19 protein-coding genes and 1 pseudogene are annotated in these 24,280 nt (G+C 71.1%); 12 read left to right on the forward strand and 8 right to left on the reverse strand.

Going from position 1 to position 24,280, the window contains the following annotated elements:
* Positions 1-144: 144 nt before the first annotated feature.
* Positions 145-1,917, reverse strand: coding sequence for an acetyl/propionyl/methylcrotonyl-CoA carboxylase subunit alpha (locus tag ACWGKT_RS27235; protein ID WP_356143393.1), 1,773 nt, complete (start codon positions 1,915-1,917; stop codon positions 145-147).
* A gap of 374 nt (positions 1,918-2,291) precedes the next feature.
* Between ACWGKT_RS27235 and ACWGKT_RS27240 the strand changes: the two are divergent.
* Positions 2,292-2,774, forward strand: a pseudogene (locus ACWGKT_RS27240) (hypothetical protein); the annotation flags it as partial.
* Positions 2,775-3,950: 1,176 nt separating this feature from the next.
* Here ACWGKT_RS27240 and ACWGKT_RS27245 read toward each other — a convergent pair.
* The 4 genes from ACWGKT_RS27245 to ACWGKT_RS27260 all read right to left on the reverse strand — a co-directional run bounded on the left by ACWGKT_RS27245 (position 3,951) and on the right by ACWGKT_RS27260 (position 6,664).
* Positions 3,951-4,571 (reverse strand): Maf family protein, encoded by a 621-nt coding sequence (locus ACWGKT_RS27245; RefSeq protein WP_453275784.1) that lies wholly within the window; start codon positions 4,569-4,571, stop codon positions 3,951-3,953.
* A gap of 32 nt (positions 4,572-4,603) precedes the next feature.
* Positions 4,604-4,732, reverse strand: a complete 129-nt coding sequence (gene mmpB, locus ACWGKT_RS27250) for a morphogenic membrane protein MmpB (protein ID WP_268835669.1) — start codon at positions 4,730-4,732, stop codon at positions 4,604-4,606.
* A 102-nt stretch (positions 4,733-4,834) separates the two neighbouring features.
* Positions 4,835-5,044: an acyl-CoA carboxylase epsilon subunit gene (locus tag ACWGKT_RS27255; RefSeq protein ID WP_235459813.1), complete on the reverse strand. Its 210-nt coding sequence runs from the start codon at positions 5,042-5,044 to the stop codon at positions 4,835-4,837.
* Between the two features lie 27 nt (positions 5,045-5,071).
* Positions 5,072-6,664, reverse strand: coding sequence for an acyl-CoA carboxylase subunit beta (locus ACWGKT_RS27260; protein ID WP_356143387.1), 1,593 nt, complete (start codon positions 6,662-6,664; stop codon positions 5,072-5,074).
* Positions 6,665-6,774: 110 nt separating this feature from the next.
* Between ACWGKT_RS27260 and ACWGKT_RS27265 the strand changes: the two genes are divergently transcribed.
* Together ACWGKT_RS27265 and ACWGKT_RS27270 are read left to right on the forward strand one after the other, a co-directional pair.
* On the forward strand, positions 6,775-7,641 hold the full coding sequence (locus ACWGKT_RS27265) for a biotin--[acetyl-CoA-carboxylase] ligase (RefSeq protein WP_453275785.1): 867 nt from the start codon (positions 6,775-6,777) through the stop codon (positions 7,639-7,641).
* 161 nt (positions 7,642-7,802) lie between these two features.
* Positions 7,803-8,927, forward strand: coding sequence for an adenylate/guanylate cyclase domain-containing protein (locus tag ACWGKT_RS27270; RefSeq protein WP_453275786.1), 1,125 nt, complete (start codon positions 7,803-7,805; stop codon positions 8,925-8,927).
* Here ACWGKT_RS27270 and ACWGKT_RS27275 read toward each other — a convergent pair.
* A complete protein-coding gene (locus ACWGKT_RS27275; protein WP_453275787.1) occupies positions 8,924-10,114 on the reverse strand; it encodes a hypothetical protein in 1,191 nt (396 codons plus the stop codon). The genes ACWGKT_RS27270 and ACWGKT_RS27275 overlap by 4 nt on opposite strands.
* Positions 10,115-10,705: 591 nt before the next feature.
* Here ACWGKT_RS27275 and ACWGKT_RS27280 point away from each other — a divergent pair.
* The 3 genes from ACWGKT_RS27280 to hutH all read left to right on the forward strand — a co-directional run bounded on the left by ACWGKT_RS27280 (position 10,706) and on the right by hutH (position 14,344).
* Complete coding sequence (locus ACWGKT_RS27280; RefSeq protein ID WP_453275788.1) at positions 10,706-11,500, forward strand: enoyl-CoA hydratase/isomerase family protein; 795 nt, start codon at positions 10,706-10,708, stop codon at positions 11,498-11,500.
* A gap of 83 nt (positions 11,501-11,583) precedes the next feature.
* Positions 11,584-12,741, forward strand: a complete 1,158-nt coding sequence (locus tag ACWGKT_RS27285; protein WP_453275789.1) for a diguanylate cyclase domain-containing protein — start codon at positions 11,584-11,586, stop codon at positions 12,739-12,741.
* 64 nt (positions 12,742-12,805) lie between these two features.
* Positions 12,806-14,344 (forward strand): histidine ammonia-lyase, encoded by a 1,539-nt coding sequence (gene hutH, locus ACWGKT_RS27290; protein WP_356143456.1) that lies wholly within the window; start codon positions 12,806-12,808, stop codon positions 14,342-14,344.
* Between the two features lie 54 nt (positions 14,345-14,398).
* On the opposite strand, the gene ACWGKT_RS27295 is transcribed toward hutH, so the two are convergent.
* Both ACWGKT_RS27295 and ACWGKT_RS27300 read right to left on the reverse strand, forming a co-directional pair.
* On the reverse strand, positions 14,399-15,196 hold the full coding sequence (locus ACWGKT_RS27295; protein WP_356143376.1) for a hypothetical protein: 798 nt from the start codon (positions 15,194-15,196) through the stop codon (positions 14,399-14,401).
* 42 nt (positions 15,197-15,238) lie between these two features.
* Positions 15,239-15,565 carry an LPXTG cell wall anchor domain-containing protein gene (locus ACWGKT_RS27300; protein WP_453275790.1) on the reverse strand — a complete coding sequence of 109 codons (327 nt, stop codon included), beginning with the start codon at positions 15,563-15,565 and terminating at the stop codon, positions 15,239-15,241.
* A 109-nt stretch (positions 15,566-15,674) separates the two neighbouring features.
* Here ACWGKT_RS27300 and ACWGKT_RS27305 point away from each other — a divergent pair, with 109 nt between their 5' ends.
* The 6 genes from ACWGKT_RS27305 (at position 15,675) to ACWGKT_RS27330 (ending at position 24,272) form a co-directional block, all read left to right on the forward strand.
* Positions 15,675-16,019, forward strand: coding sequence for a hypothetical protein (locus tag ACWGKT_RS27305; protein ID WP_235455590.1), 345 nt, complete (start codon positions 15,675-15,677; stop codon positions 16,017-16,019).
* A gap of 204 nt (positions 16,020-16,223) precedes the next feature.
* On the forward strand, positions 16,224-17,486 hold the full coding sequence (locus tag ACWGKT_RS27310) for a L,D-transpeptidase (RefSeq protein ID WP_453275791.1): 1,263 nt from the start codon (positions 16,224-16,226) through the stop codon (positions 17,484-17,486).
* 160 nt (positions 17,487-17,646) lie between these two features.
* On the forward strand, positions 17,647-19,113 hold the full coding sequence (locus tag ACWGKT_RS27315; RefSeq protein WP_453275792.1) for an ABC transporter permease: 1,467 nt from the start codon (positions 17,647-17,649) through the stop codon (positions 19,111-19,113).
* A 71-nt stretch (positions 19,114-19,184) separates the two neighbouring features.
* Positions 19,185-19,868: an ABC transporter ATP-binding protein gene (locus ACWGKT_RS27320; RefSeq protein ID WP_453275793.1), complete on the forward strand. Its 684-nt coding sequence runs from the start codon at positions 19,185-19,187 to the stop codon at positions 19,866-19,868.
* Positions 19,869-20,110: 242 nt separating this feature from the next.
* Positions 20,111-23,419, forward strand: a complete 3,309-nt coding sequence (locus tag ACWGKT_RS27325) for a S8 family peptidase (RefSeq protein WP_453275794.1) — start codon at positions 20,111-20,113, stop codon at positions 23,417-23,419.
* Positions 23,420-23,501: 82 nt separating this feature from the next.
* Positions 23,502-24,272, forward strand: coding sequence for a group II truncated hemoglobin (locus tag ACWGKT_RS27330; protein ID WP_356143363.1), 771 nt, complete (start codon positions 23,502-23,504; stop codon positions 24,270-24,272).
* Positions 24,273-24,280 lie beyond the last annotated feature (8 nt).

Below are 24,280 nucleotides of genomic sequence, written 5' to 3' on the forward strand. Positions count from 1 at the left end.
CCCGTTGGCCCTGGGGGGCTTATTACCGTGGGCGTGGTTGCCCGTCGGGCGCCGGTCGCCGGTGGCGGTCCGGCGTGGGAACCGCGGCCCCCCGCGCCCCGGATCTCCGGTCGCGCGGGGCGCCTCGACACCTCTGGTGGTGGGTCAGTCCTTGATCTCGCAGATCGCCGCACCGGACGTGAGGGACGCGCCGACCTCGGCGACGAGGCCCTTGATGGTGCCGGCCTTGTGCGCGTTCAGCGGCTGCTCCATCTTCATGGCCTCCAGGACGACGACCAGGTCGCCCTCCTGGACCTCCTGGCCCTCCTCGACGGCGACCTTGACGATCGTGCCCTGCATCGGGGAGGCGAGGGTGTCGCCGGAGGCGACGGGGCCGGACTTCTTGGCCGCGCGGCGCTTCGGCTTGGCACCGGCCGCCAGGCCCGTGCGGGCCAGGGTCATGCCGAGCGACGCCGGGAGGGAGACCTCAAGACGCTTGCCGCCGACCTCGACGACGACCGTCTCACGGCTGGTGTCCTCCTCCGCCTCGGCGTCGGCCGGGGCGGCGAAGGGCTTGATCTCGTTGACGAACTCGGTCTCGATCCAGCGGGTGTGGACCTTGAACGGCTCCTGCGAGCCCTCCAGCTCCGGCGCGAACGCCAGGTCCTTCACCACCGCGCGGTGGAACGGGATGGCCGTGGCCATGCCCTCCACCTGGAACTCCTCCAGCGCGCGGGCGGCCCGCTCCAGGGCCTCCTTGCGGGTGCGGCCGGTGACGATCAGCTTCGCCAGCAGCGAGTCCCAGGCCGGGCCGATGACCGAGCCGGACTCCACGCCCGCGTCCAGGCGGACGCCCGGACCCGACGGCGGGTCGAAACGGGTGACCGTGCCGGGCGCCGGGAGGAAGTTGCGGCCCGGGTCCTCGCCGTTGATCCGGAACTCGAACGAGTGACCGCGCAGCTGCGGGTCGTCGTAGCCGAGCGCCTCGCCGTCGGCGATGCGGAACATCTCGCGCACCAGGTCGATGCCGGCGACCTCCTCGGTCACCGGGTGCTCGACCTGGAGCCGGGTGTTGACCTCCAGGAAGGAGATCGTGCCGTCGTTGCCGACCAGGAACTCCACCGTGCCGGCGCCGACGTAGCCGGCCTCCTTCAGGATGGCCTTCGAGGACGAGTACAGCTCGGCGACCTGGGCCTCGGACAGGAACGGCGCCGGGGCCTCCTCGACCAGCTTCTGGTGGCGGCGCTGGAGCGAGCAGTCACGCGTCGACACGACGACCACGTTGCCGTGCTGGTCGGCCAGGCACTGGGTCTCCACGTGCCGCGGCTTGTCCAGGTAGCGCTCCACGAAGCACTCGCCGCGACCGAAGGCGGCGACCGCCTCGCGCACCGCGGACTCGTACAGCTCCGGCACCTCTTCGAGGGTCCGAGCGACCTTCAGACCACGGCCACCGCCACCGAAGGCGGCCTTGATGGCGATCGGCAGCCCGTTCTCCTCGGCGAAGGCGACGACCTCGTCGGCGCCGCTCACCGGGTCGGGCGTACCGGCGACCAGCGGGGCACCGGCGCGCTGCGCGATGTGACGGGCCGCCACCTTGTCACCCAGGTCGCGGATGGCCTGCGGCGGCGGGCCGATCCAGATCAGACCCGCGTCCAGCACCGCCTGGGCGAAGTCGGCATTCTCAGAGAGGAAGCCGTACCCGGGATGGATGGCGTCCGCGCCGGACTCGCGCGCGGCGTTCAGTACCTTTTCGATGTCCAGGTAACTGGTGGCCGGGGTGTCACCACCCAGGGCGAACGCCTCATCCGCGGCGCGGACATGCAGAGCGTCCCGGTCCGGGTCGGCGTAGACGGCCACGCTCGCGATCCCGGCGTCCCGACAGGCCCGGGCCACGCGGACAGCGATTTCGCCACGGTTGGCGATGAGCACCTTGCGCACGATTGAGGCTCCCTCCTTGAAACAAGCCGAGTTTAGGGACTGCCGACACGGCACTTCGACCCGTCCCCAATGGTGAGCTTGCCCACACGGAGCGTGATTCGAGGCTCGCTCGACCCGCGAAAGCCCTTGTCGCACCTCGGTACGCAGGACTCTTCCGGGCAACCCTAGCCCTGTGATGTGGTCAAGGTCTCTGTGAGAGCGTGCCGCGCCCCACTCCGTTTCTTTGTTGAGTCCCTACGAATGGCCCAACGATTCTTTGCCTGCGACCGGACCCTTGTCCCGGGGTTTACCCGTTAGTAGCGTTCGCGATGTCTCGAACGTACTTCAGGTAACAGCAGCCGACTCGGGCTGAGGTCGAAAGTGGGTGGGGGCCGGTGGTGCGCAGACCGGTGGCGTGGGTCGTGGCGGTCGTCCTCTTCGTGGAGGGGCTCGGCATCGCGGCACTGAACTGGTTCATGGGGGTGGTGGTCGACCGCCAGGACATGTCCCTCGCCGGCCTCGACCCGGACGTGATGTCGCTGTCGTCGAAGATCGGGGGAGTGGTCTTCGGTCTCTACTTCGCGCTGTGCGGCCTGGTCGCGCTGCTCGTGGCGATACGGAACCGGGCGCCGGCCGGTTTCGGCCGCGTCCTGCTGATCAGCGTGGCGGTGGTGCACGGCCTGCTGGGCGCGTTCGTGTGGGGCCTGGTCGGGTGGCGGGCGTTCCTGTTCATGGTGATCGTGCTGGGCCTCGTCGTACTGCTCCTGATGACGTACGACCGCGAGGAGGGCGAGGCTCGGACGGCCCCCGGCGCGGGTCCCGTGGGCGGCGACACGCCGGAGTCCGCGAAGACCCCCGACGCCGAGGGGACCACCCCGGAGCCCGAGACCGCCGCACAGCCCGACAGCGGCCCGAAGAAGCCTCAGAACGAGGCCGAGGAGCCCCAGGACGACGTCCCGGCCCTGACGGCGGCAGTCCCGGCCACGACGCCCCTCTGAGGACCGCACCCCCGCTCGGGCGAGTCGGCAGCACCGGCAAGCCCGGTGGCGGCCCCGACGACTCCGCAAGGGCCACGCCGATCTTCACTGGGACGGCCCACAAGAACCGGGACGGACCCGAGCCGGACGGCTCCGCCGGTTCCGCGAGGGGGCCCACCGGCTGCCCGGCTGTCGCTCCGGCGGCGCCTGCAACGCCCGGGAGGGGCGCTCCGGTCGTCGCCGGTGGCGTCCCGCAGGGGCTGCCGTGCTGTGGGCGGCCCTGGCGTTTTGTGGGGGTCGCGTCGGTTTTCGCTGGGGCGGCACCCACGGGTCGCGGAGGGGGCGCGCCGGTATTTGCTGTGGCGGCCCTGGCCCTGGCCCTGGCGACTCGCCGAGGACCGTGCCGTTTCCGCTCGGAAGGTCCGCAGGGGTGGGAGAGGAGCCGCGCCCGTGATTGCTGAGGCTGCTCTCGCGACTCAGCGCGGGTGCTGCGCAGTATCGCTCCGGCGGTGCCCGCGACGTTCGTTGTGTCGGCCCCCCGGCACTCCTGAGGATGTTGCCGCGTCATCGCTTCGGTGGTGCCCAGCACGTTCTGCGGGGCGCTCCGATCACCGTTGGGGCGCCCCTCAGGGCGGCGGCCCTGACACAGCCGTGCCTTCTCCGCTGGGGGCGGCCCTCGCGGCTTCGTGACTCCGTGAGGGAGCTGGCCTGTCCTCGCCCCGGCGGGGCCCGCATCGTTCCTGAGGGGCGCTGTGGTGTCCCGCAGGGCTGTTCGGGGAGGGCCTCAGCGTGACTGCGGAGGCGCCGGCAGCCCGTGAGGGGCGCGCCGGTCTTCGCCGGGGCGAGCCGCATGACTTTGTGAGGGTGCGTGAGGGATGTGTCGGTCATCGCCGCGTAGGCCTCGCCCACATCTCCATGAGGCCCGACCTGTCACCGCTCCGGGGCGCCCACAACCTTCCGAGGGGCGCCCGCAACCCACCGAGGCGCCGGGGCGTTGCTGTGGCGGTCCTGACAGGCCATGCAGCCGTTCGGGGGCCGGCCGTCAAGTTTGCGTGGTCCCCTCGGCCGGCGGCGCGGCTACCTGGTCGGCTGGGTCCACAAGTCCGTGATGTCTACGCCCAGTTCGGACAGGAGGCGGCGGACGAGGGGGAGGCTGATGCCGATCACGTTGCCGTGGTCGCCGTCGATGCCCTCGATGAACGGGGCCGAGCGGCCGTCGAGGGTGAACGCGCCGGCGACGTAGAGCGGTTCGCCGGAGGCGACGTAGGCGGCGATCTCCGCGTCGGTGGGCTCGCCGAACCGGACCACGGTCGAGGCGGTCCCGGACACGTACCGCTTGGCCACCGTGTCCCAGATGCAGTGCCCCGTCTGGAGCGTCCCCGCCCGCCCGCGCATCGACTTCCAGCGGGCGGTGGCCTCCTCCGCGTCCGCGGGCTTGCCCAGCGCCTGGCCGTCGAGCTCCAGCACCGAGTCGCAGCCGATCACCAGCGCGCCGTACACCTCCGGCCGCGCCGCCACCACGGAGGCCTTCGCCTCGGCCAGGGCCAGTGCCAGCTCGGCGGGGGTGGGCGCGCTGACCGCGTCCTCGTCGACGCCGCTGACGATCACCTCGGGGTCGAGCCCGGCCTGCCGGAGCAGTCCGAGCCGGGCGGGGGACTGTGAGGCGAGCACGAGTCGCCTGGGCGGATTGGCAGTCATGCGGTCAGGTTAGCCACGTGGTGCCGCCACGCTCACCTCAGGCCGATGACGATCATCGCCAGGACCATGGCCAGAGCCATGAGGAGACCGAGCCGCCGCAGCATGTTCTGCATGTCGCGCATTTCTTCGGGCGGCTCGTTCTCAGGGTCTGACCACAGCATTCCCCCAGCGTGCCGCCGGGCCGGGGGGCCTGGCCTGAGTACGGGTACTCAAATCGGCCCCCCGGTTGTACCGACGAACGCGGTCGCCCGCGGCCGTTGTCGCTAGCTCGGCCAGTACGTGCGGGTCCACGCCGCCGGACCCGGCTTCGGCAGGTGGTGGCCCGCGATCCGGGACGGGTCCGCCCACGAGTCACGGGGGCCGGGTGCGCCGGACGGCACGGCGGACGCCGCCGCGGCGCGGGCTCGGACCACCGCAAGTGCGGCGGCCAGCTCCTCGGGGGTCGGATTGCCCCGTACGACCCTGATGGTCATGACGCCTCCCAAACGATCGACACAGGGCTAGAGGGGGATGTTGCCGTGCTTCTTCGGAGGCAGGGATTCCCGCTTCGTCCGCAGCTGACGCAGCCCGCGCACGATGTGGCCACGGGTGTCGGAGGGCATGATCACCGAGTCGATGTAGCCGCGCTCGGCCGCGATGTAGGGATTGAGGAGCGTGTCCTCGTACTCCTGGATGACCCGCGCCCGGGTGCCCTCGACGTCCTCCGACTCGGCAATGGTCCGGCGGTGCAGGATGTTGACGGCGCCCTGCGCGCCCATGACCGCGATCTGGGCCGTGGGCCAGGCCAGGTTGAGGTCGGCGCCCAGGTGCTTGGAGCCCATGACGTCGTACGCCCCGCCGAAGGCCTTGCGGGTGATCACCGTGATGAGCGGGACGGTCGCCTCGGCGTACGCGTAGATCAGCTTGGCGCCGCGCCGGATGATGCCGTCGTGCTCCTGGTCGACACCGGGCAGGAAGCCCGGCACGTCGACGAAGGTGATCACCGGGACGTTGAAGGCGTCGCAGGTCCGCACGAAGCGGGCCGCCTTCTCGCTCGCCTTGATGTCCAGGCAGCCGGCGAACTGCATCGGCTGGTTGGCGACGATCCCGACCGGGTGACCCTCCACCCGCCCGAAGCCGGTGACGATGTTCGGCGCGAACAGCGGCTGCGTCTCGAAGAACTCGGCGTCGTCCAGGACGTGTTCGATCACCGTGTGGATGTCGTACGGCTGGTTGGCGCTGTCCGGCACCAGCGTGTCCAGCTCGCGGTCCTCGTCGGTGACGGTGAGGTCCGCCTCCTCCGGGAAGACCGGGGCCTCGCTGAGGTTGTTGGACGGCAGGTACGACAGCAGCTGCTTGACGTACTCGATGGCGTCCTTCTCGTCACCGGCCATGTGGTGCGCCACGCCGGAGACGGAGTTGTGGGTCCGCGCGCCGCCCAGCTCCTCGAAGCCGACGTCCTCGCCGGTGACGGTCTTGATGACGTCCGGGCCGGTGATGAACATGTGCGAGGTCTGGTCGACCATGACCGTGAAGTCGGTGATGGCCGGGGAGTAGACCGCGCCGCCCGCGCAGGGGCCGACGACCAGGCTGATCTGCGGAATGACGCCGGAGGCGTGGGTGTTGCGGCGGAAGATCTCGCCGTACGCGCCGAGCGAGGCCACACCCTCCTGGATGCGGGCGCCGCCCGAGTCGTTGATGCCGATGACCGGGCAACCGGTCTTCAGCGCGAAGTCCATGACCTTGACGATCTTCTGCCCGTAGACCTCGCCGAGCGCACCGCCGAAGACGGTGAAGTCCTGCGAGAACACGGCCACGGGACGCCCGTCGACGGTCCCGTACCCGGTGACGACCCCGTCGCCGTACGGGCGGTTCTTCTCCAGACCGAAGTTGGTGGAGCGGTGCCGGGCGAACTCGTCGAGCTCGACGAACGAGTCCTCGTCGAGCAGCAGGTCGATCCGCTCACGCGCCGTCAACTTGCCCTTGGAGTGCTGCTTTTCGACGGCGCGTGCCGAGCCGGCGTGCGTCGCTTCCTGGATGCGGCGCTGGAGATCCGCGAGCTTGCCCGCGGTCGTGTGAATGTCGATCTCGTGGCGCTCTTCCGGCTCGGACATCGGGATGCGGCTCCCTGCCTGCTCAAAAGGGGGGACGGTTACTCATCCGTAGCGTAGTGGTGGCCCCATCAATCGGCAGTGCGGCGTTTACCACACCTAGGGTGGCTTGCATGACGCCGCGAGATGCATCAGACGCGAACGACAACCCGTGGTCCGACCTGGACCGTCCGCCCCTCAACGCCGAGGCGCTGCGGCGCGGGGTGCTGCGCGAGGGCGGGTTCTACCGCGACCTTCGGGTGGTGCCGCGGACCGGTTCCACCAACTCCGAGCTGGTGGCCCTCGCGGAGACGGGGAACGCCGACGAGGGCGCGGTCCTGGTGGCGGAGGAACAGACGGCGGGGCGGGGCCGGCTGGACCGCCAGTGGACCGCCCCGCCCCGCTCGGGCCTCTTCTTCTCGGTGCTGCTGCGGCCGGCCGACGTCCCGGTCTCCCGCTGGGGCTGGCTCCCGCTGCTCACGGGCGTGGCGGTGGCGACCGGCCTGTCCCGGGCGGCCGGCGTCGACACGGCACTCAAGTGGCCCAACGACCTGCTGGTGACCGTCGGTGACGAGGAGCGCAAGGCCGGCGGCATCCTGGCCGAGCGGGCCGGCGACGACGGGGTCGTGGTCGGCGTCGGCATCAACGTCACGCTCCGCGCGGACGAACTGCCGGTGCCCCAGGCGGGCTCGCTGGCCCTGGCCGGCGCCGTGAGCACCGACCGGGACCCGCTGCTGCGGGCGATGCTGCGGTCCCTGGAGGAGTGGTACGGGCGCTGGCGCGCGGCCGGGGGCGACCCGGCGGCCAGCGGCCTCCAGGAGACGTACGCGGCGGGCTGCGCGACGCTCGGCCGGGTCGTGCGGGCGGAGCTGCCGGGCGACCGGGCGATCACCGGCGAGGCGGTGGCGATCGACGGCGACGGACGCCTGGTCATCGCCACCAAGGAGGGCGTGCAGGAGCCGGTGGGGGCCGGGGACATCGTGCACTTGAGGCCCGCGTGAGCGCGCCCGGGGTCCGCCGAGCGGACGACCCGGCTCCGGCCCGCCGCACCGGTGCCGGACACCTGATCACCGGCCCCACCTGACGGAGTGAGCTGGCGCACACCTGCCGTAGAGTTGAGGCCGGTCGTACCTGACCGTGGCAGATCGGAAGGGCAGCAGGCGTGACCGTCGACGACACGGGCTCCGGCGCGGGCGCGGACGGCCGCGTGGACCCCCACGCCGCCGACTCCGGCGAGGACCCGCTCGCCCTGCGTCTCGAACAGCTCATCCTGGGCGCCGAGCGCCGCTACACGCCCTTTCAGGCGGCCCGCAGCGCCGGGGTCTCCATGGAGCTGGCCTCCCGCTTCTGGCGGGCCATGGGCTTCGCCGACATAGGGCAGGCCAAAGCCCTCACGGAGGCCGACGTCCTCGCGCTGCGCCGTCTCGCCGGTCTGGTGGAGGCGGGCCTGCTGAGCGAGGCGATGGCCGTACAGGTGGCCCGGTCCACCGGGCAGACCACCGCCCGTCTGGCCGAATGGCAGATCGACTCCTTCCTGGAGGGGCTGACCGAGCCGCCGGAGCCGGGCATGACCCGCACCGAGGTGACGTACCCGATCGTCGAGCTGCTCCTGCCCGAACTGGAGGAGTTCCTCGTCTACGTCTGGCGCCGCCAGCTCGCCGCCTCCGCCGGGCGGGTCGTGCAGGGCGCGGACGACGAGGAGATGGTGGACCGGCGGCTCGCGGTCGGCTTCGCCGACCTCGTCGGGTTCACGCGGCTGACCCGGCGGATGGAGGAGGAGGAGCTCGGGGAACTCGTCGAGGCCTTCGAGACCACCGCCGCCGACCTGGTCGCCGCGCGCGGCGGCCGGCTCATCAAGACGCTGGGCGACGAGGTGCTGTACGCCGCCGACGACGCGGGCACGGCGGCGGACATCGCGCTGCGGCTGGTCGAGACGATGGCGAACGACGAGACGATGCCGGAGCTGCGGGTCGGGATGGCGTTCGGCACGGTGACCACCCGAATGGGCGATGTCTTCGGTACGACCGTGAACCTCGCCTCCCGGCTCACCTCGATAGCGCCGCGCGACGCCGTCCTCGTCGACAGCGACTTCGCCGAGGAGCTCATCCGCAGCGGCGAGGCGCCCGCCTCGGAGGCGGAGGCGGCGGAGGCCGCGGCCGCCGCGGAGAAGGAGGGCGAGGAGCCGCCGACGTACCGCTTCGCACTCCAGCCGATGTGGCAGCGGCCGGTCCGTGGCCTCGGCGTGGTCGAGCCCTGGCTCCTGACCCGACGCGACGCCGAGGCCTAGTCCCGCCGGAGCGGGTCGACGCAGAGCCCGATGATGGGCAGGCATATGCCTCCCGGGAGGTTCGGCGGGGGCGCCGGGGCCGCCGTGGAGTGGCTCGGGGCGGGCTCCGGCGCGGAGGCCGTCGCGCTGGGCACGGGGTGCGTGGCGGTCGCCGTGGGCGTCGCCGTGACGCGGGGCGCGGTCGGAGCTTCGGTCGTACGGGGCACGGTGGTCGGGATCGTCGAGGGTAGGTCTGTCGGGAGAGCCGCGGGCGTGGTCGAGGCGGGCGTGCCGCTCACCCCGCCCATGACGGCGGTGACCGAAGGCAGCGCCGTCGGGGCCCCCGTGCTCGCGCCGGCGTCGGCCGACCGCCCGTCGCCGCCGCCCGCATCCAGCCGCGGTTCGGCCTCGGCCGTGCCCGGCGCCCCGACCCTGGAGTCGGGCGCCATCCTCACGAGGCTGAGCACACCGGCAGCCAGAGCAAGCCCCCCGGCGGCCAACACGACCCTCCGAGGCCGAGGCCGACGATGCCGCCCCCGCCGCAGCCCCCGCCAACCCCCGGCCGCATCAGCGCCCCTGAACGTTTCACCAACCACATCACCGGTGACGGTCTGCGCGGCACCGGAGCCCACCGCGCCGGCTTCCGCCGTGGAGGCGCTCGCCTTGCCGCTGTCGGTCGTGCGGCCTTCCGCCCCGGCGGCACCGGAGCCCGCCGTGGCGGCTTCTGCCGTGGTGGTGCTTGCCTTGTTGTTGTCGGTCGCGTGGGCTTCGGCTCGGGTGGTTCCCGCGGCATCGGTGCCTGCGGCGTTGCGGCCCGCCGTGGCGGCTTCTGCCGTGGTGGTGCTTGCCTTGTTGTTGTCGGTCGCGTGGGCTTCGGCTCGGGTGGCTCCCGCGGTACCGGTGCCTGCGGCATTGCGGCCCGCCGTGGCGGCGCTCGCCTCGTCGCCGCCGCTTGCGTGGACTTCCGCTCCGGTGGCACTCGCCCCGTCGACGCCCGCGACGTCGCCATCTGTGGCGTGCGCATCCGCCCCTGCACCATCCGCCGCGTCGGCAACGGCGACCTTCGCACCGCCGGCCCCCGCCTTGGACGCCTCTGCACTGGCCGCCTTCGCCGCTGACGCTTCGGCGTGCACCGCCCCTGCGCTCGTCGGCTTCGCACTGGGTGCCCCGGCACCGACCACCTTGGTCGCCGGCTTCACGACGCGCACCGGTCCGGCGCTCGCAGGCCTCGCGCTCACCGGCCCCCCACCGGGCGCCCCGGCACCGGCCGCCTTGGTCGCCAGCCTCTCGACGTGCACCGGCCCCGTGCTGGCAGGCCCCGCGCCCACCGGCCCCCCACCGGGCGCCCCGCCACCAACCGCCTTCCCCGCCGCCCCCTCGGCGTGTACCGGTCCCGCGGTCGTCGCCTTCGTGCAGGCAAGCCCCGCGCCCATCAGGCCGATACCGGGCGCCTGAGTACCGGACACACCGGACACCCCCGTACCGGCAGGCTTGGACGCCGACGCCTCGGCGTCCCCCGCCCCCGTCCGTCCCGCGCCCGTCCCCACGGGCCCACCCACAACCGACTCCGTGTCGGTCGGCTTTGTGTTCGCCATGGTCATCCCTCCCCGCCGTGCGCCCCCCCCCCGATGCGCCGAGGCGGAGCGCACGTTATGCGCTCTCGTGGGCGGTGTGGTGGGTGTGGGGCGGGATGTCACTCGAACGGGGTATCGGGCCGGGCCTTTCCCCGACAGGGCGCGGCTGCGATGATCGGGGCGTCAGGAAGTTAACCCGCGTTAACGCGTCGACCGGAGGGTGTCATGAGCGAGGAGCGGTTCGGGGAGTTCGTGCTGGTGCGGCGGCACGACCATGTCGCGGAGCTCGTACTGGACCGGCCGAAGGCCATGAACGCCGTGTCGACGCAGATGGCCGGGTCCATCGCTCAGGCGTGCGCCGCGCTGGCCGCCGACCGCGACGCCCGCGTCGTGGTGCTGACCTCGTCGCACGAGCGGGCGTTCTGCGTCGGCGCCGACCTGAAGGAGCGGAACTCCTTCACGGACGCCGAGCTGGTACGGCAGCGACCCCTCGCGCGGGGCGCGTACACCGGCGTACTGGACCTCCCGATGCCGACGATCGCCGCCGTGCACGGCTTCGCGCTGGGCGGCGGCTTCGAGTTGGCGCTCTCCTGCGACCTGATCGTGGCCGACCGCACGGCGGTCGTCGGCCTGCCCGAGGTGTCCGTCGGTGTGATCCCGGGCGGCGGCGGTACGCAGCTGCTGCCCCGCCGGGTCGGCGCGGCCCGCGCGGCCGAGCTGATCTTCTCGGCGCGGCGGGTGGAGGCTGCCGAGGCGCGTGAGCTGGGCCTGGTGGACCAGCTGGTGGCGGAGGGCGGGGACCGGGACGAGGCGCTGGCCCTGGCCGCCCGGATCGCCGGCAACTCCCCGGTCGGCCTGCGCGCGGCGAAGCGTGCGCTGCGCCTGGGGCACGGCCTGGATCTGCGGGCCGGGCTGGAGGTCGAGGACGCGGCCTGGCGGTCGGTGGCGTTCTCCGGGGACCGGGCGGAGGGCGTCGCGGCGTTCAACGAGAAGCGGAAGCCGGAGTGGCCCGGGGAGTGACCGCGACAGCGAACGCGAAGTGCGGTCCACCTGATCGGCACACCAATGTCCCCGTTCATACCAAACGTCCCTAACCTGGAGTGATGGGTGAGGACGAGCGGCTCGCCGCCGTGGTGGCGCTGGCACAGGGGATGGCGGCGGCGCACACCCCGCGGGAGTCATGGCGCGCCGCGGCACTCGGCGCGTGCCGCGCACTGGACGGGAGCTTCGCCGCGCTGTCGGCGTGGGAGCGGGAGCTCGGCCGGTTGCGGGTCCTGGTGAACGTGGGGGAGCGCGCCCCGGACGAGGAGGAGTTCCCGGACGGCGAGGCCTACCCCGTGCACCAGTTCCCGGAGATCACCGAGTTCCTGCACGAGCGGTGGGCGCTCGGCGGCGGCCCCAACGCCTGGGTGGAGACCGCCGAGGGGCTCGCCGCCGGCCGCCCCGGCTACACCCACCAGCGCGTGGCCGCCCTGCGCCGTCGCGGGCGCGGCTGTTGCGTGGTCGCGCCGATCGTCCTCAACGGCCGTGCCTGGGGCGAGTTGTACGTGGCCCGCGCGCTCGGCGTCCCCGTCTTCGACCGGTCCGACGCCGACTTCGCCACCGTGCTCGCGGCCGTCGCCGCCGCCGGGATCGCGCAGACCGAGCAGGTGGAGGAGGCCCGTCGGCTCGCGTACACCGACGCCCTGACCGGACTGGCCAACAGGCGCGCGGTCGACGTACGTCTCGACGAGGCGATCGAGCGGCACCGTCAGGAGGGTGTCGCGGTCGGCCTGGTCGTCTGTGATCTCAACGGGCTCAAGCGGGTCAACGACACCCAGGGGCACGCCGTAGGCGACCGTCTCCTGGAACGCTTCGGCTCGGTGCTGTCGCTGTGCGGGGCGATGCTGCCCGGGGCCCTCGCGGCCCGCCTGGGCGGGGACGAGTTCTGTCTGCTGGCGGTGGGGGCGCCGGCCGACGAGGTGGTCAAGGCGGCCGACGAACTGTGCCGCAGGGCAGCGGAGTTGGAACTGGGCGAGGGGGTGGCCTGCGGGGTCGCCTGCACCGAGGACCCCATCGGTCCGGTCCGCTCGGCCCGCCGTCTGTTCCGCCTGGCCGACGCCGCCCAGTACCGGGCGAAGGCCGTCCGGGCCGACAAGCCGGTCGTCGCCGGCCGCGAGGGTCCCGACGATCCGGTCGTACGGCTGGCGGACGCGCCGCCGCCCGCCCGGGCCGAGCGGCGCAGCTTCCGCGGGCGCCTGCCGGGCGGCGAAGCCGGGTAAGGGGCTCTCCCGCACTCCACTAGTGACATCCCCGCATTCAATGCGTACGCTCCTGAATATGGATATGCACACTGTGGTGGTGGGGACGTCCGGTGTCACGGCGTCCGACGTTCTCGCCGTGGCGCGCGGCGGCGCCCGGATCGAGCTGTCGACGGAGGCGGTGGCGGCCCTCGCGGCGGCCCGCGAGATCGTGGACGCGCTGGCGGCCAAGCCGGAGCCGGTCTACGGCGTCAGCACCGGCTTCGGTGCCCTGGCGACCCGGCACATCAGCCAGGAACTGCGCGCGCAGCTGCAGCGCAACATCGTCCGCTCGCACGCCGCCGGCATGGGCCCGCGCGTGGAGCGGGAGGTCGTCCGGGCTCTGATGTTCCTGCGGCTCAAGACGGTCTGCTCCGGGCACACGGGCGTGCGTCCCGAGGTCGCCCAGACCATGGCCGACGTGCTGAACGCCGGGATCACCCCGGTCGTCCACGAGTACGGCTCCCTCGGCTGCTCCGGTGACCTCGCCCCCCTGTCGCACTGTGCGCTCACCCTCATGGGAGAGGGCGACGCCGAGGGCCCGGACGGAACCGTCCGCCCCGCCGGCGAGCTCCTCGCCGAGCACGGCATCGCCCCCGTCGAGCTGCGCGAGAAGGAGGGCCTCGCCCTCCTCAACGGCACCGACGGCATGCTCGGCATGCTGATCATGGCCCTCGCCGATCTCGACGCCCTCTACAAGTCCGCCGACATCACCGCGGCCCTCAGCCTGGAGGCGCTGCTCGGCACGGACAAGGTGCTCGCCCCCGAACTGCACGCCATCCGCCCGCACCCGGGCCAGGGCGCGTCGGCCGCCAACATGCTGGCCGTGCTGAAGGGTTCGCAGCTCACCGGGCACCACCAGGACGACGCGCCCCGCGTCCAGGACGCCTACTCCGTGCGCTGCGCCCCGCAGGTGGCCGGCGCCGGACGGGACACCCTCGCCCACGCCCGCCTGGTGGCGGAGCGGGAACTCGCCTCCGCCGTCGACAACCCCGTGGTCCTGCCCGACGGCCGCGTCGAGTCCAACGGCAACTTCCACGGCGCCCCGGTCGCCTACGTCCTCGACTTCGTCGCCATCGCCGCCGCCGACCTCGGCTCCATCGCCGAGCGCCGCACCGACCGGCTGCTCGACAAGAACCGCAGCCACGGCCTGCCGCCGTTCCTCGCGGACGACGCCGGTGTCGACTCCGGGCTCATGATCGCCCAGTACACCCAGGCCGCCCTGGTGAGCGAGATGAAGCGGCTCGCCGTACCGGCCTCCGCGGACTCGATCCCCTCCTCCGCCATGCAGGAGGACCACGTGTCCATGGGCTGGTCGGCCGCGCGCAAGCTGCGCACCGCCGTCGACAACCTCACCCGGATCATCGCCGTCGAGCTGTACGCCGCCACCCGCGCCATCGAGTTGCGCGAGGGTCTCACCCCGGCGCCCGCCTCGCGGGCCGTCATCGAGGCCGTACGGGCCGCGGGGGTGCAGGGCCCGGGGCCGGACCGGTTCCTGGCGCCGGACCTCGCCGCCGCCGACGCCTTCGTGCGCCACGGCGGTCTGGTCGCCGCCGCGGAGTCGGTCACCGGACCTCTCCAGTAGGGGGACGAACACCGAACACCGAAGGCCCCGCGGTCGCGCGGGGCCTTCGGCACGTCACTTCAGCTTGGCCGCCTGGGCCTTGATGACCGCGGCCGGCACCGCGTAGTCCTTGTGGGCCATCATCGCGCCGATGTTCATCGTGTAGTACGCCGCGAGGGTGTTGCCGTGCCGTACGACCTCGGCGTGCACCGGAGCCGTGTCGCCGTCCATGTCGCCGGTCGTGGCGAAGGCCACCGACGCGTCACCCGTGCCCGAGGACTTCTCCTCGGTGACCTTGGTGAACTTCTCCTTGTCGCTGCCCGAGCCGCCCGTGAAGCCGCCCGCGCAGGCCTTGACCGCGTCGGAGACCGACTTGAGCGCCTTCTCCGCGCCGTCCCCGTCGTAGGAGGACAGGGACACCAGGCTGACGTCCAGGTCCATCGAGGCCTTGAGCGTGTCCTCGAACTTGCCGTCGGCCAGGTCGTCCATGGACGTCGCCTTGTCCGTCGGGTCCTTCTTGTTCTCCGAGACCGTGCGGTTGGTCTCCGCCGCCGCGTCGGCCGGCGCGTGGCCGCTCATGACGTAGAGCAGCGGCTTGCACTGCTCCTTGTCCGCCGTGATCGCGCTCTTGGCCGGGGCGGCCTTGTCCACCGGCTCGACCTTGTAGCCGGCCGCCTCGCCCTGAGCGAGGATCAACTTGTCCAGCTCGGCGGCGGTGCGCGCCTTCGCGGCCGAGGACGAGCCGGAGCCCTTGCCGTCCTTGGCGTCGCCGGAGTCCTTCGAACCCCCGTCGGAGCAGCCCGTGATGAGGGCGAGCGACAGCACGCTCACTGCCGCGGTGGCGCACAGCCGTACGCCCGATGATCTCTTCATGAGCGGACTATGAGATGCCGGTCAAAGAAACGTCAAGTCGAATTAAAATCCGAGGCGTTCCCGACGTACCGAATACACCACGAAACCGGCGCCCACGCCGAGGAAGAGCGTGCCCGCGACGACGTACGGCGTGGTGTCGAAGCTTCCGGTGTCGGCCAGCTCGGTGCCGTCGGCGGTGTCGGACGCGGCCTCCTGCGCCGCCTCCGACAGCGCTCTGGCCTGCTGCGTGACCTGCGTCGTGGAGGTCACCGAGGTGGCCTCTCTGGACCCGTCGGCCTGCGTCGCGTTGGCGGACGGGACGAACCACAGGGCACCGAGCAGGGTGCCCGCGGCGGTGGCGGTCAGCAACGAGCGGCGAGCGGATGACACGGAATATCGATCCCCTTGTGACGCTGGCGAATTGGCCGTGTGGGGCGATGTTAGTGAAAGGCGCGGGTCACAGGAAAGTCACGGGAGGTTTCGGCCGTACGCTCCGGGCATGAGCACTCCAGAGACTTCACGTTTTGTACGCCTTCGGGTGGAGCTGGTCCTCGAAGTGGAGGACGCCGACGCCCTCACCAAGCGGGCGCTCGCGCACATCGCGGGCGACGCCGAGATGCCGGACGACGAACGGGCCCACGCCGAGAACGCTGTGACGGAAGACACTGCCGAGGCCGTGGCGTACCTCGTGGATCCGTTCGACCTGGTCAGCGAGGTGCCCGGGGTTGAGCTCCAGCAGGCCTCCTGGTCCAGTGAACGGGTCGACTACGACCCGGACTCGCCGGACTGGGACCTCGACGGGGAAGATGTCGAAGGCGACGACGAAGAAGACGGCATCGGCTGAGCGTCTTGGGGAAACCGTGATCCCGGACGGCAACCGCCGTCCGGGGTCACGTCGTCTCAGGGGGCGCACGGACCGTCCTCCGCACCACCCGCCCCGGCGGACGTGGTGTGTCCCACACATCCGAAGAATGTGGAACGGGAAGAGGCGGCCGTAGCGTTGAGGTTTTCGACGGGGGCTCTCGGGGTTTTTGCGGATTCGGCAACGATGGAGAAGCGTGTGATGACGGACAGTAAGCGGCGCAGGGGTCTGATGGCCGCGTCCGCACTGCTCGGCGGTCTGCTGGCACTGACGGCGTGTTCCGGTGGCGACGACGCCAAGGCCACCGGCAGCGACGACACCTCGCAGGCCAAGGCGGACGAGGCGGCGGCCAAGAAGTCGTCCGAGGCCCAGATCACGATCACGCCCAAGGACGGCTCGAACAGCGCCTCCATCAACAACTCGGCCGCCGTCAGGGTCGCCAAGGGCACCCTCACCAGCGTGTCCATGACCACGGCCGACGGAAAGGCCGTCGCCGGCGCCCTGTCCGCCGACAAGACGAGCTGGAAGCCCAGCGCCCAACTGGAGCGGTCGACCACCTACAAGGTCGCCGCGGAGGCCAAGGACTCCGCGGGCCTCGTGGCCCACGAGAACGCCACCTTCACCACGGTCTCGCCGTCCAACAGCTTCATAGGCAACTTCACGCCGGAGGACGGTTCCACCGTCGGCGTGGGCATGCCCGTGTCGATCAACTTCGACAAGGCGATCACCAACAAGGCCGCGGTCCAGAAGGGCATCACGGTCACCTCCAGCAGCGGCCAGGAGGTCGTCGGCCACTGGTTCAACGCGAACCGCATCGACTTCCGCCCCGAGGCGTACTGGCAGGAGAACTCCACCGTCACGCTGAAGCTCGCCCTCGACGGCGTCCAGGGTGCCGCCGGCGTCTACGGCGTGCAGCAGAAGACGGTCACCTTCCACATCGGCCGCAACCAGGTCTCCTACGTCGACGCGCAGACCAAGCAGATGAAGGTCACGCAGGACGGCAAGACCATCAAGACCATCCCGATCTCCGCCGGATCGCCCGAGAACAAGACGTACCAGGGCGTCATGGTGATGTCGGAGAAGTTCAAGGAGACGCGCATGAACGGCGCGACCGTGGGCTTCACCGACGACGACGGCAAGGGCGAGTACGACATCAAGGACGTGCCGCACGCCATCCGCCTGACCAGCTCCGGCACCTTCCTGCACGGCAACTACTGGGGCGCCAAGTCCGTCTTCGGCAGCGTCAACACCAGCCACGGCTGTGTGGGCCTGTCCGACACCAAGGGCGCGAACGACCCCAACACGCCCGCCGCGTGGATGTACAACCACTCGATCGTCGGTGACGTGGTCGTCGTGAAGAACACCGGCGACAAGACCGTCGCCCCGGACAACGGCTTCAACGGCTGGAACATGGACTGGGCGCAGTGGAAGGCCGGTTCGGCCGTCTGACACAGCCCTCCCACAGCTGACCGATGCCGCCCCCGGTGAGGGGCGGCATCGGCGTTTCCGAGCCCCTTCCGAGCCCCTTCCGGGGTCGGCCACAGCCTTCTCATCGTTCTCTTATTGGGGCCTTATCGAGTCATCAGGGTGCGTCCCTAGCTTGCGGGCCATGTTCTTCACCTACCTGAGGCGCGAACTGCGCCGCCGCAGAAAGGCGGCCCTCGTCGTCGCCTCCGGCCTCGCGCTGGGCATCGCGCTGGTCATCGTGGTCAACTCCGTGTCCAACGGCATGGGGAAGGCACAGGACAAGGTCCTGCAGTCGCTCTACGGCCTCGGGACGGACATGACCGTCACCAAGGCGGCGTCCGCCTCCAGTGGCGCCGCCCAGCGTCCTCGCTTCCAGTTCGACGCGCGGGGCAACGACGACGACTCCAACCAGAGCAGCGACCGCGTCATGGTGCAGGGCTTCCAGACGCTGTCCACCTCGGCGGTGAGCGAGGTCGGCGCGCAGTCCGGCGTCTCGGACGCGGTCGGCGGGTTGAGCCTGCAGGTCATCAAGGTCAGCGGCCAGTTCAAGCGGGGCCAGTTCCAGCAGAAGGGCGAGGGCAACGCCCAGCGCGGCGGCCCCGGCGCGACCGCTCAGCCGCCGGGCGAAGTGCTGGGCGGCGGCGCCGACTTCGACGTCAACAACTACTCCGTCTACGGCACCGACGTCACCAAGCCGGCCCTCGGCCCGCTGACCTCCTCGAAGATCACCAGCGGCCGTACCTTCAGGACGACGGAGACCGATGCCAAGGTCGTCGTCGCCGACTCCGCCTACGCCAAGGAGAAGAAGTACGAGGTCGGCTCCACCGTCACCGTCAAGGGCGTCAAGTTCGAGGTGATCGGCATCGCCACCGCCGACAGCGGTGACGCGGCGGCCAACCTGTACATCCCGCTCAAGCAGGCGCAGACGCTCAGCGACTCGAAGAACAAGGTCACCACGATCTACGTCAAGGCGACCGACTCGCAGCGGATCGGCAGCGTCAAGTCGGCGATCCAGAAGAACGTCTCGGGTACGACGGTCACCACCTCCGCCGACCTCGCGGACACCGTCTCCGGCTCCCTGTCCACGGCCTCCTCCCTCGCCACCAACGTCGGCAAGTGGCTGTCCATCGCGGTGCTCGTGGCCGCGTTCCTGGTCGCCGGCCTGCTCACCTCCTCGGCCGTCTCCCGCCGCGTGCGCGAGTTCGGCACGCTCAAGGCGCTCGGCTGGAAGTCGGGCCGGGTGACCCGCCAGGTGGTCGGCGAGGCCGTCGTCAACGGCCTGGTCGGCGGCGCCCTCGGCATCGCCCTCGGCCTGGCCGGCGCGTACGCGGTCACCGCGATCAGCCCCAGCCTGCAGGCCCAGCTCGGGGGCGGCGCCGGTGGTGGTGGCGGGGGCTTCGGCGGCGGCCCGGGCGGTGGTGGCGGTTTCCCCGGCGGTCCCGGCCGCACGGCCAAGACGCTGGAGGTCGCCCTCACGGCCCCGGTGAGCGTCACCACGATCGTGTTGGCGGTGGGGCTCGCGGTGGCGGGCGGCCTGATCGCGGGCGCGTTCGGCGGTTGGCGGGCGTCGAGGCTGCGCCCGGCGGACGCCCTGCGGCGCGTGGAGTAGCCCAGCCTCTCGGCGGGACCGGCCGTTGCACCCCCGCCGCCCCGCAGCCAAAGACGATCTCAGGAGCCACCATGTACGACCTCAGAAACGTGACCAAGCGCTACACCAAGGGCAAGGAGACCGTTCACGCCCTCGACGGCATAGACCTCACCATCGGGGACGGCGACCGCCTGGTCATCCAGGGCCCCACCGGCGGCGGCAAATCCACGCTGCTGCAAATGCTCGGCGGCCTGGACCGCCCCACCTCCGGCGAAGTCGTCCTGGACGGCACCGACTTGGCCAGGCTTCCCGAGGCCCGGCTGACCCGAGTGCGCAGCGAGAACATCGGCTTCGTCTTCCAGTCCTTCAACCTGATCCCCACGCTCACCGCGCAGGAGAACGTGGAAACCGCTCTCGTACCGCTCGGTGTGAAGGCGCGGGACCGGCGCGAACAGGCCGCCGAGGCGCTGGAGTCGGTCGGGCTGGGGGAGCGGCTGGGGCATCTGCCCTCCGAGCTGTCCGGCGGCCAGCAGCAGCGCGTGGCCATCGCCCGTGCGCTGGTCAAGAAGCCGAAGGTGCTGCTCGCCGACGAGCCCACCGGCAACCTCGACGAGGGCATGCGCGACGAGATCATGGACGTACTCGAACGCATGTGGAAGGAACACGGGCTGACCTTCGTCATGGTCACCCACGACTCCGCGATCGCGAAGAAGGCCCAGCGGCTGGCCACGATCCGCAAGGGGAAGATCACCGTGAGAGAGAACGCGGGCGCCTGAGGGCGCGGCACACCGAATTGCGGCGCTCAACTTCTCGGTTTCGTAACGGTGTTCCACCCGGCGCGTAACAGTTCGCGGTAGCGCTTTCACACCCTCCTCTCATCTATTGAGCCGTCAGATCACCCCCCGGCATACTGCCAAGTCCGGGGGGTCGACGCTCATGCGTACGAAGCTGCCCCCGGCCGGGTGAACGGGGAAATTCGCCCGGCACTCCATCTCCAGGGGGAGTTTTGCGCAGACAAGTGAAGAATGCGGCCGCGGCCACAGTGGCCACGGCCGCAGCCGTCGCCCTCGCCGCAGGAATGACCACCCCGGCGTCGGCGAAGCCCGAGCAGCGCGCCACCGTCGCCGCCTCGGCCCTCACCGCGAAGCACCGCATCACCCTGATCACCGGCGACCGGGTCGCCGTCGACGGCAAGGGCCGCGTCGTCGGCCTGGAGCGGGCCAAGGGGCGCGAGCACATACCCTTCGAGGTCCGCAAGGTCGACGGGCACACCCTCGTCATCCCCTCCGACGCGGCCCGCCTGGTCGCCGTCGGCAAGCTGGACCGGCGGCTGTTCGACGTCACCGAGCTGAACAAGGCCGCCACCCGCAAGTCCCTGAAGAAGGGCCTGAAGGTCATCGTCGGCTACAGCGGCGCCGCCACGGCGACCAAGGCCGACGTCCGGGACGCGGGCACCCTGCGCCGCAGCCTGAGGGCGCTGAACGCGGACGCGGTGCAGACCCCGGTCAAGGACACGCCCGAGCTGTGGGACGCGGTCACCAACGGCGACAAGGCCGCCTCCGGCATCGCGCACGTCTGGCTCGACGGCGTCCGCAAGGCCAGCCTCGACAAGTCCGTGCCGCAGATCGGCGCCCCCAAGGCGTGGGCGGCCGGCTACACCGGCAAGGGTGTGAAGATCGCCGTCCTGGACACGGGTGTCGACGCGACGCACCCGGACCTCAAGGACCAGGTGATCGAGGCCAAGAACTTCTCGGGCGCCGCCGACGCCACCGACCACTTCGGCCACGGCACGCACGTCGCGTCCATCGTGGCGGGCACCGGCGCCAAGTCGGGCGGCAAGTACAAGGGTGTCGCGCCCGACGCGAAGATCCTCAACGGCAAGGTCCTCGACGACACCGGCTCCGGCGACGACTCCGGCATCATCGCCGGTATGGAGTGGGCGGCCCAGCAGGGCGCCTCCGTCATCAACCTGAGCCTGGGCGGTTACGACACTCCGGAGATCGACCCGCTCGAGGCCGAGGTCAACAAGCTCTCCGCCGACAAGGGCATCCTGTTCGCGATCGCCGCGGGCAACGAGGGCCCCGAGTCGATCGGTTCGCCGGGCAGCGCGGACGCCGCGATCACCGTCGGCGCCGTCGACAAGAAGGACAAGCTGGCCGGCTTCTCCTCGACCGGCCCGCGCGTCGGCGACGGTGCCATCAAGCCGGACGTCACCGCGCCCGGCGTGGACATCACCGCCGCCGCGGCCAAGGGCAGCGTCATCGACAAGGAGGTCGGTGAGAAGCCCGAGGGCTACCTGACCATCTCCGGTACGTCGATGGCCACGCCGCACGTCGCGGGCGCCGCCGCGATCCTGAAGCAGGAGCACCCCGACTGGGGCTACGCCGAGCTGAAGGCCGCCCTGACCGGCTCCGCGAAGGACGGCAAGTACTCGCCGTTCCAGCAGGGTTCGGGCCGGATCCAGGTCGACAAGGCCATCAAGCAGAGCGTGATCGCCGACCCGGTCTCGGTGAGCTTCGGTGTGCAGCAGTGGCCGCACACCGACGACAAGCCGGTCACCAAGCAGGTCTCCTACCGCAACCTCGGTGACAAGGACGTCACGCTCGACCTGTCCGCCACGGGCAGCAACCCCAAGGGCCAGGCGGCACCGGCGGGCTTCTTCAAGCTGGGCGCGACGAAGGTCACCGTCCCGGCCCACGGCAAGGCCACCGTCGACCTCACCGTCAACACCAAGCTGGGCGGCACCCTCGACGGCGCCTACTCCGCCTACGTGACCGCGACCGGCGGCGGCCAGAGTGTCCGCACGGCCGCCGCGGTGCAGCGCGAGGTCGAGTCGTACGACGTCACGCTGAAGTTCATCGGGCGGGACGGGAAACCGACGCCGAACTACAACGCCGACCTGACCGGCGTCGCGGGCCTGGCCGGCGGCAAGGGCTACGCGCCCTACGACGCCTCCGGCACGGTGAAGGTGCGCGCGCCCAAGGGCACGTACATCCTCAACTCCGCGTTCTTCGTGGACCCGAAGGACGCCACCAAGGGCATCGACTGGATCGCGCAGCCGAAGCTGACCGTCACCAAGAACACGACGATCACGCTGGACGCGAGCAAGGCCAAGCCGGTGGACATCACCGTCCCAGACGCGGCCGCCAAGTCGGCGTTCGCCTCGCCGGAGTTCGACATCTCGGTGGGCGACGGCTCGTACGGCTTCGGCTGGTTCCTGGACTCGTACGAGAACTTCCACACCGCGGGCCTCGGTCCGCAGATCACCGACGGTTCGCTCTACCAGCAGTGGGACGGGCACTGGACCAAGGGTGACAACGAGGAGTACGCCACCGTCGTCGGCGGCAACGTCAAGCAGCTCGCCACCGGTTACACCAAGCACTACAAGGCCGCCGACCTGGCCACGGTGAAGGCCCACCTGGGTGCCGCCGCCAGCAACAAGAAGGGCTCGCTCGGCGCGGTCGGCTGGCTGCCCCGGAGCAGCGGTGCCTCCTCGATCAGCATCCAGCAGTCCCTCCCCGCCACCCGCACCCTGCACCTGTCGGCGCAGGGCGGCGTGAAGTGGGAGTTCGACTTCGAGCAGGACGGCGGGGTCGACCCGGACGGCTTCCCGATCGCCGAGGCCTTCTACTCGGTGGGCAGCCAGGCCTACAGCGCGGGCAAGACCTACGACAAGACGGTCAACACCGCGGTCTTCGGCCCGCACCTGAACTCCACCTTCGGTCTGTACCGCGACGGCAACGAGATCTCCGGCCTGCTGCCGCTGTACGCCGACGGCCGCCAGAACGTCGGCTCGTCGGACTACACCTCGGTGAACACGACCCTGTACCGCAACGGGACCAAGGTCGGCTCCAACAAGGACCCGCTGATCGGCGACGAGACCTTCAAGGTCCCGGCCGGTGACGCCGAGTACAAGCTGACCACCTCGGTCAAGCGCACGGTCAAGGTCGCGGCCGCCTCCACGCGGATCGACGCGAGCTTCACCTTCCACTCGAAGAAGCCGTCCGGCACCAGCCCGGTCAAGCTCGCCGCCTCCACGGTCCGCTTCAACGCCAACACCGGCCTGGACAGCCGCGTCGAGGCCGACAAGTCGGTCACCTTCCCGGTCACCGTCGAGGGCTCGGCCGCCGGCCGCAACCTGAAGTCGCTGGCGGTGTACGTGTCGTACGACTACGGCCAGACCTGGAAGAAGGTCGAGGTCCGCAACGGCAAGATCACCGTCAAGAACCCGGCCAAGGGCAAGGCCATCTCCTTCCACGCCAAGATCGCCGACAAGAAGGGCAACAAGTCGACGATCTCGATCTACAACGCGTACTACGGCAAGTGAGGCGTAGTGCCTGAGTAGGCCGACAGCGAACGGCCCACCGGAAGAGCAGCTTCCGGTGGGCCGTTCGTGTTTGTGTGCGGGCATGACGGCTCACACGGTCGAATACATCCGGTATCAGATCCCCGAGCAGCGGTCGGCCGAGTTCCTGGCTGCCTACACCCGTGCCGCCGCCCGGCTGGCGGCGGCGCCGCAGTGCGTCGACTACGAGCTGACGCGCTGCGAGGAGGACGCCGAACACTACGTCCTGCGCATCACCTGGACCTCGACGCGGGACCACCTGGAGGGCTTCCGCACCTCGGAGCACTTCCCACCGTTCCTCGCCGAGATCCGCCCCTACGTCGAGAACATCGAGGAGATGCGCCACTACGCGCCGACCCCGGTCCACGGCACGGGCTCGGCCGGCCCCAGCCTCTACGCCTGGGCGGGCGGCGCGGACGCCTTCGCCCGGCTGACCGAGGTCTTCTACGACAAGGTCCTCAAGGACGACCTCCTGGCCCCGCTCTTCGCCGGTCTGGCCGCCGAGCACGCCGCCCATGTGGCCCTGTGGCTCGGCGAGGTCTTCGGTGGGCCCGCCCGGTACTCCGAGACCCAGGGCGGTCACGGACACATGGTCGCCAAGCACTTCGGCAAGCACATCACCGAGCCCCAGCGGCGGCGCTGGGTCAACCTCGTCCAGGACGCGGCGGACGAGGCCGGTCTGCCGACGGACGCCGAGTTCCGGTCGGCCTTCCTGGCGTACGTGGAGTGGGGCACGCGCCTTGCCGTGTACTTCTCCGGCCCGGACGCGAAGCCGCCGGCCGAGCAGCCGGTACCGAAGTGGAACTGGGGGGCCGCGCCGCCGTACCAGGGGTGAGCCGGACG

Source organism: Streptomyces sp. NPDC054794 (assembly GCF_053611585.1).

Coding starts and splice junctions, on each gene's coding strand:
- ACWGKT_RS27330 (WP_356143363.1), top strand. CDS start 23,502: ATGACGGCTCACACGGTCGAATACATCCGGTATCAGATCCCCGAGCAG.
- ACWGKT_RS27315 (WP_453275792.1), top strand. CDS start 17,647: ATGTTCTTCACCTACCTGAGGCGCGAACTGCGCCGCCGCAGAAAGGCG.
- ACWGKT_RS27260 (WP_356143387.1), bottom strand. CDS start 6,664: ATGTCCGAGCCGGAAGAGCGCCACGAGATCGACATTCACACGACCGCG.
- mmpB (WP_268835669.1), bottom strand. CDS start 4,732: ATGCTGTGGTCAGACCCTGAGAACGAGCCGCCCGAAGAAATGCGCGAC.
- ACWGKT_RS27310 (WP_453275791.1), top strand. CDS start 16,224: ATGGAGAAGCGTGTGATGACGGACAGTAAGCGGCGCAGGGGTCTGATG.
- ACWGKT_RS27320 (WP_453275793.1), top strand. CDS start 19,185: ATGTACGACCTCAGAAACGTGACCAAGCGCTACACCAAGGGCAAGGAG.
- ACWGKT_RS27245 (WP_453275784.1), bottom strand. CDS start 4,571: ATGACTGCCAATCCGCCCAGGCGACTCGTGCTCGCCTCACAGTCCCCC.
- hutH (WP_356143456.1), top strand. CDS start 12,806: ATGCACACTGTGGTGGTGGGGACGTCCGGTGTCACGGCGTCCGACGTT.
- ACWGKT_RS27295 (WP_356143376.1), bottom strand. CDS start 15,196: ATGAAGAGATCATCGGGCGTACGGCTGTGCGCCACCGCGGCAGTGAGC.
- ACWGKT_RS27280 (WP_453275788.1), top strand. CDS start 10,706: ATGAGCGAGGAGCGGTTCGGGGAGTTCGTGCTGGTGCGGCGGCACGAC.
- ACWGKT_RS27255 (WP_235459813.1), bottom strand. CDS start 5,044: ATGACCATCAGGGTCGTACGGGGCAATCCGACCCCCGAGGAGCTGGCC.
- ACWGKT_RS27265 (WP_453275785.1), top strand. CDS start 6,775: ATGACGCCGCGAGATGCATCAGACGCGAACGACAACCCGTGGTCCGAC.
- ACWGKT_RS27305 (WP_235455590.1), top strand. CDS start 15,675: ATGAGCACTCCAGAGACTTCACGTTTTGTACGCCTTCGGGTGGAGCTG.
- ACWGKT_RS27285 (WP_453275789.1), top strand. CDS start 11,584: ATGGGTGAGGACGAGCGGCTCGCCGCCGTGGTGGCGCTGGCACAGGGG.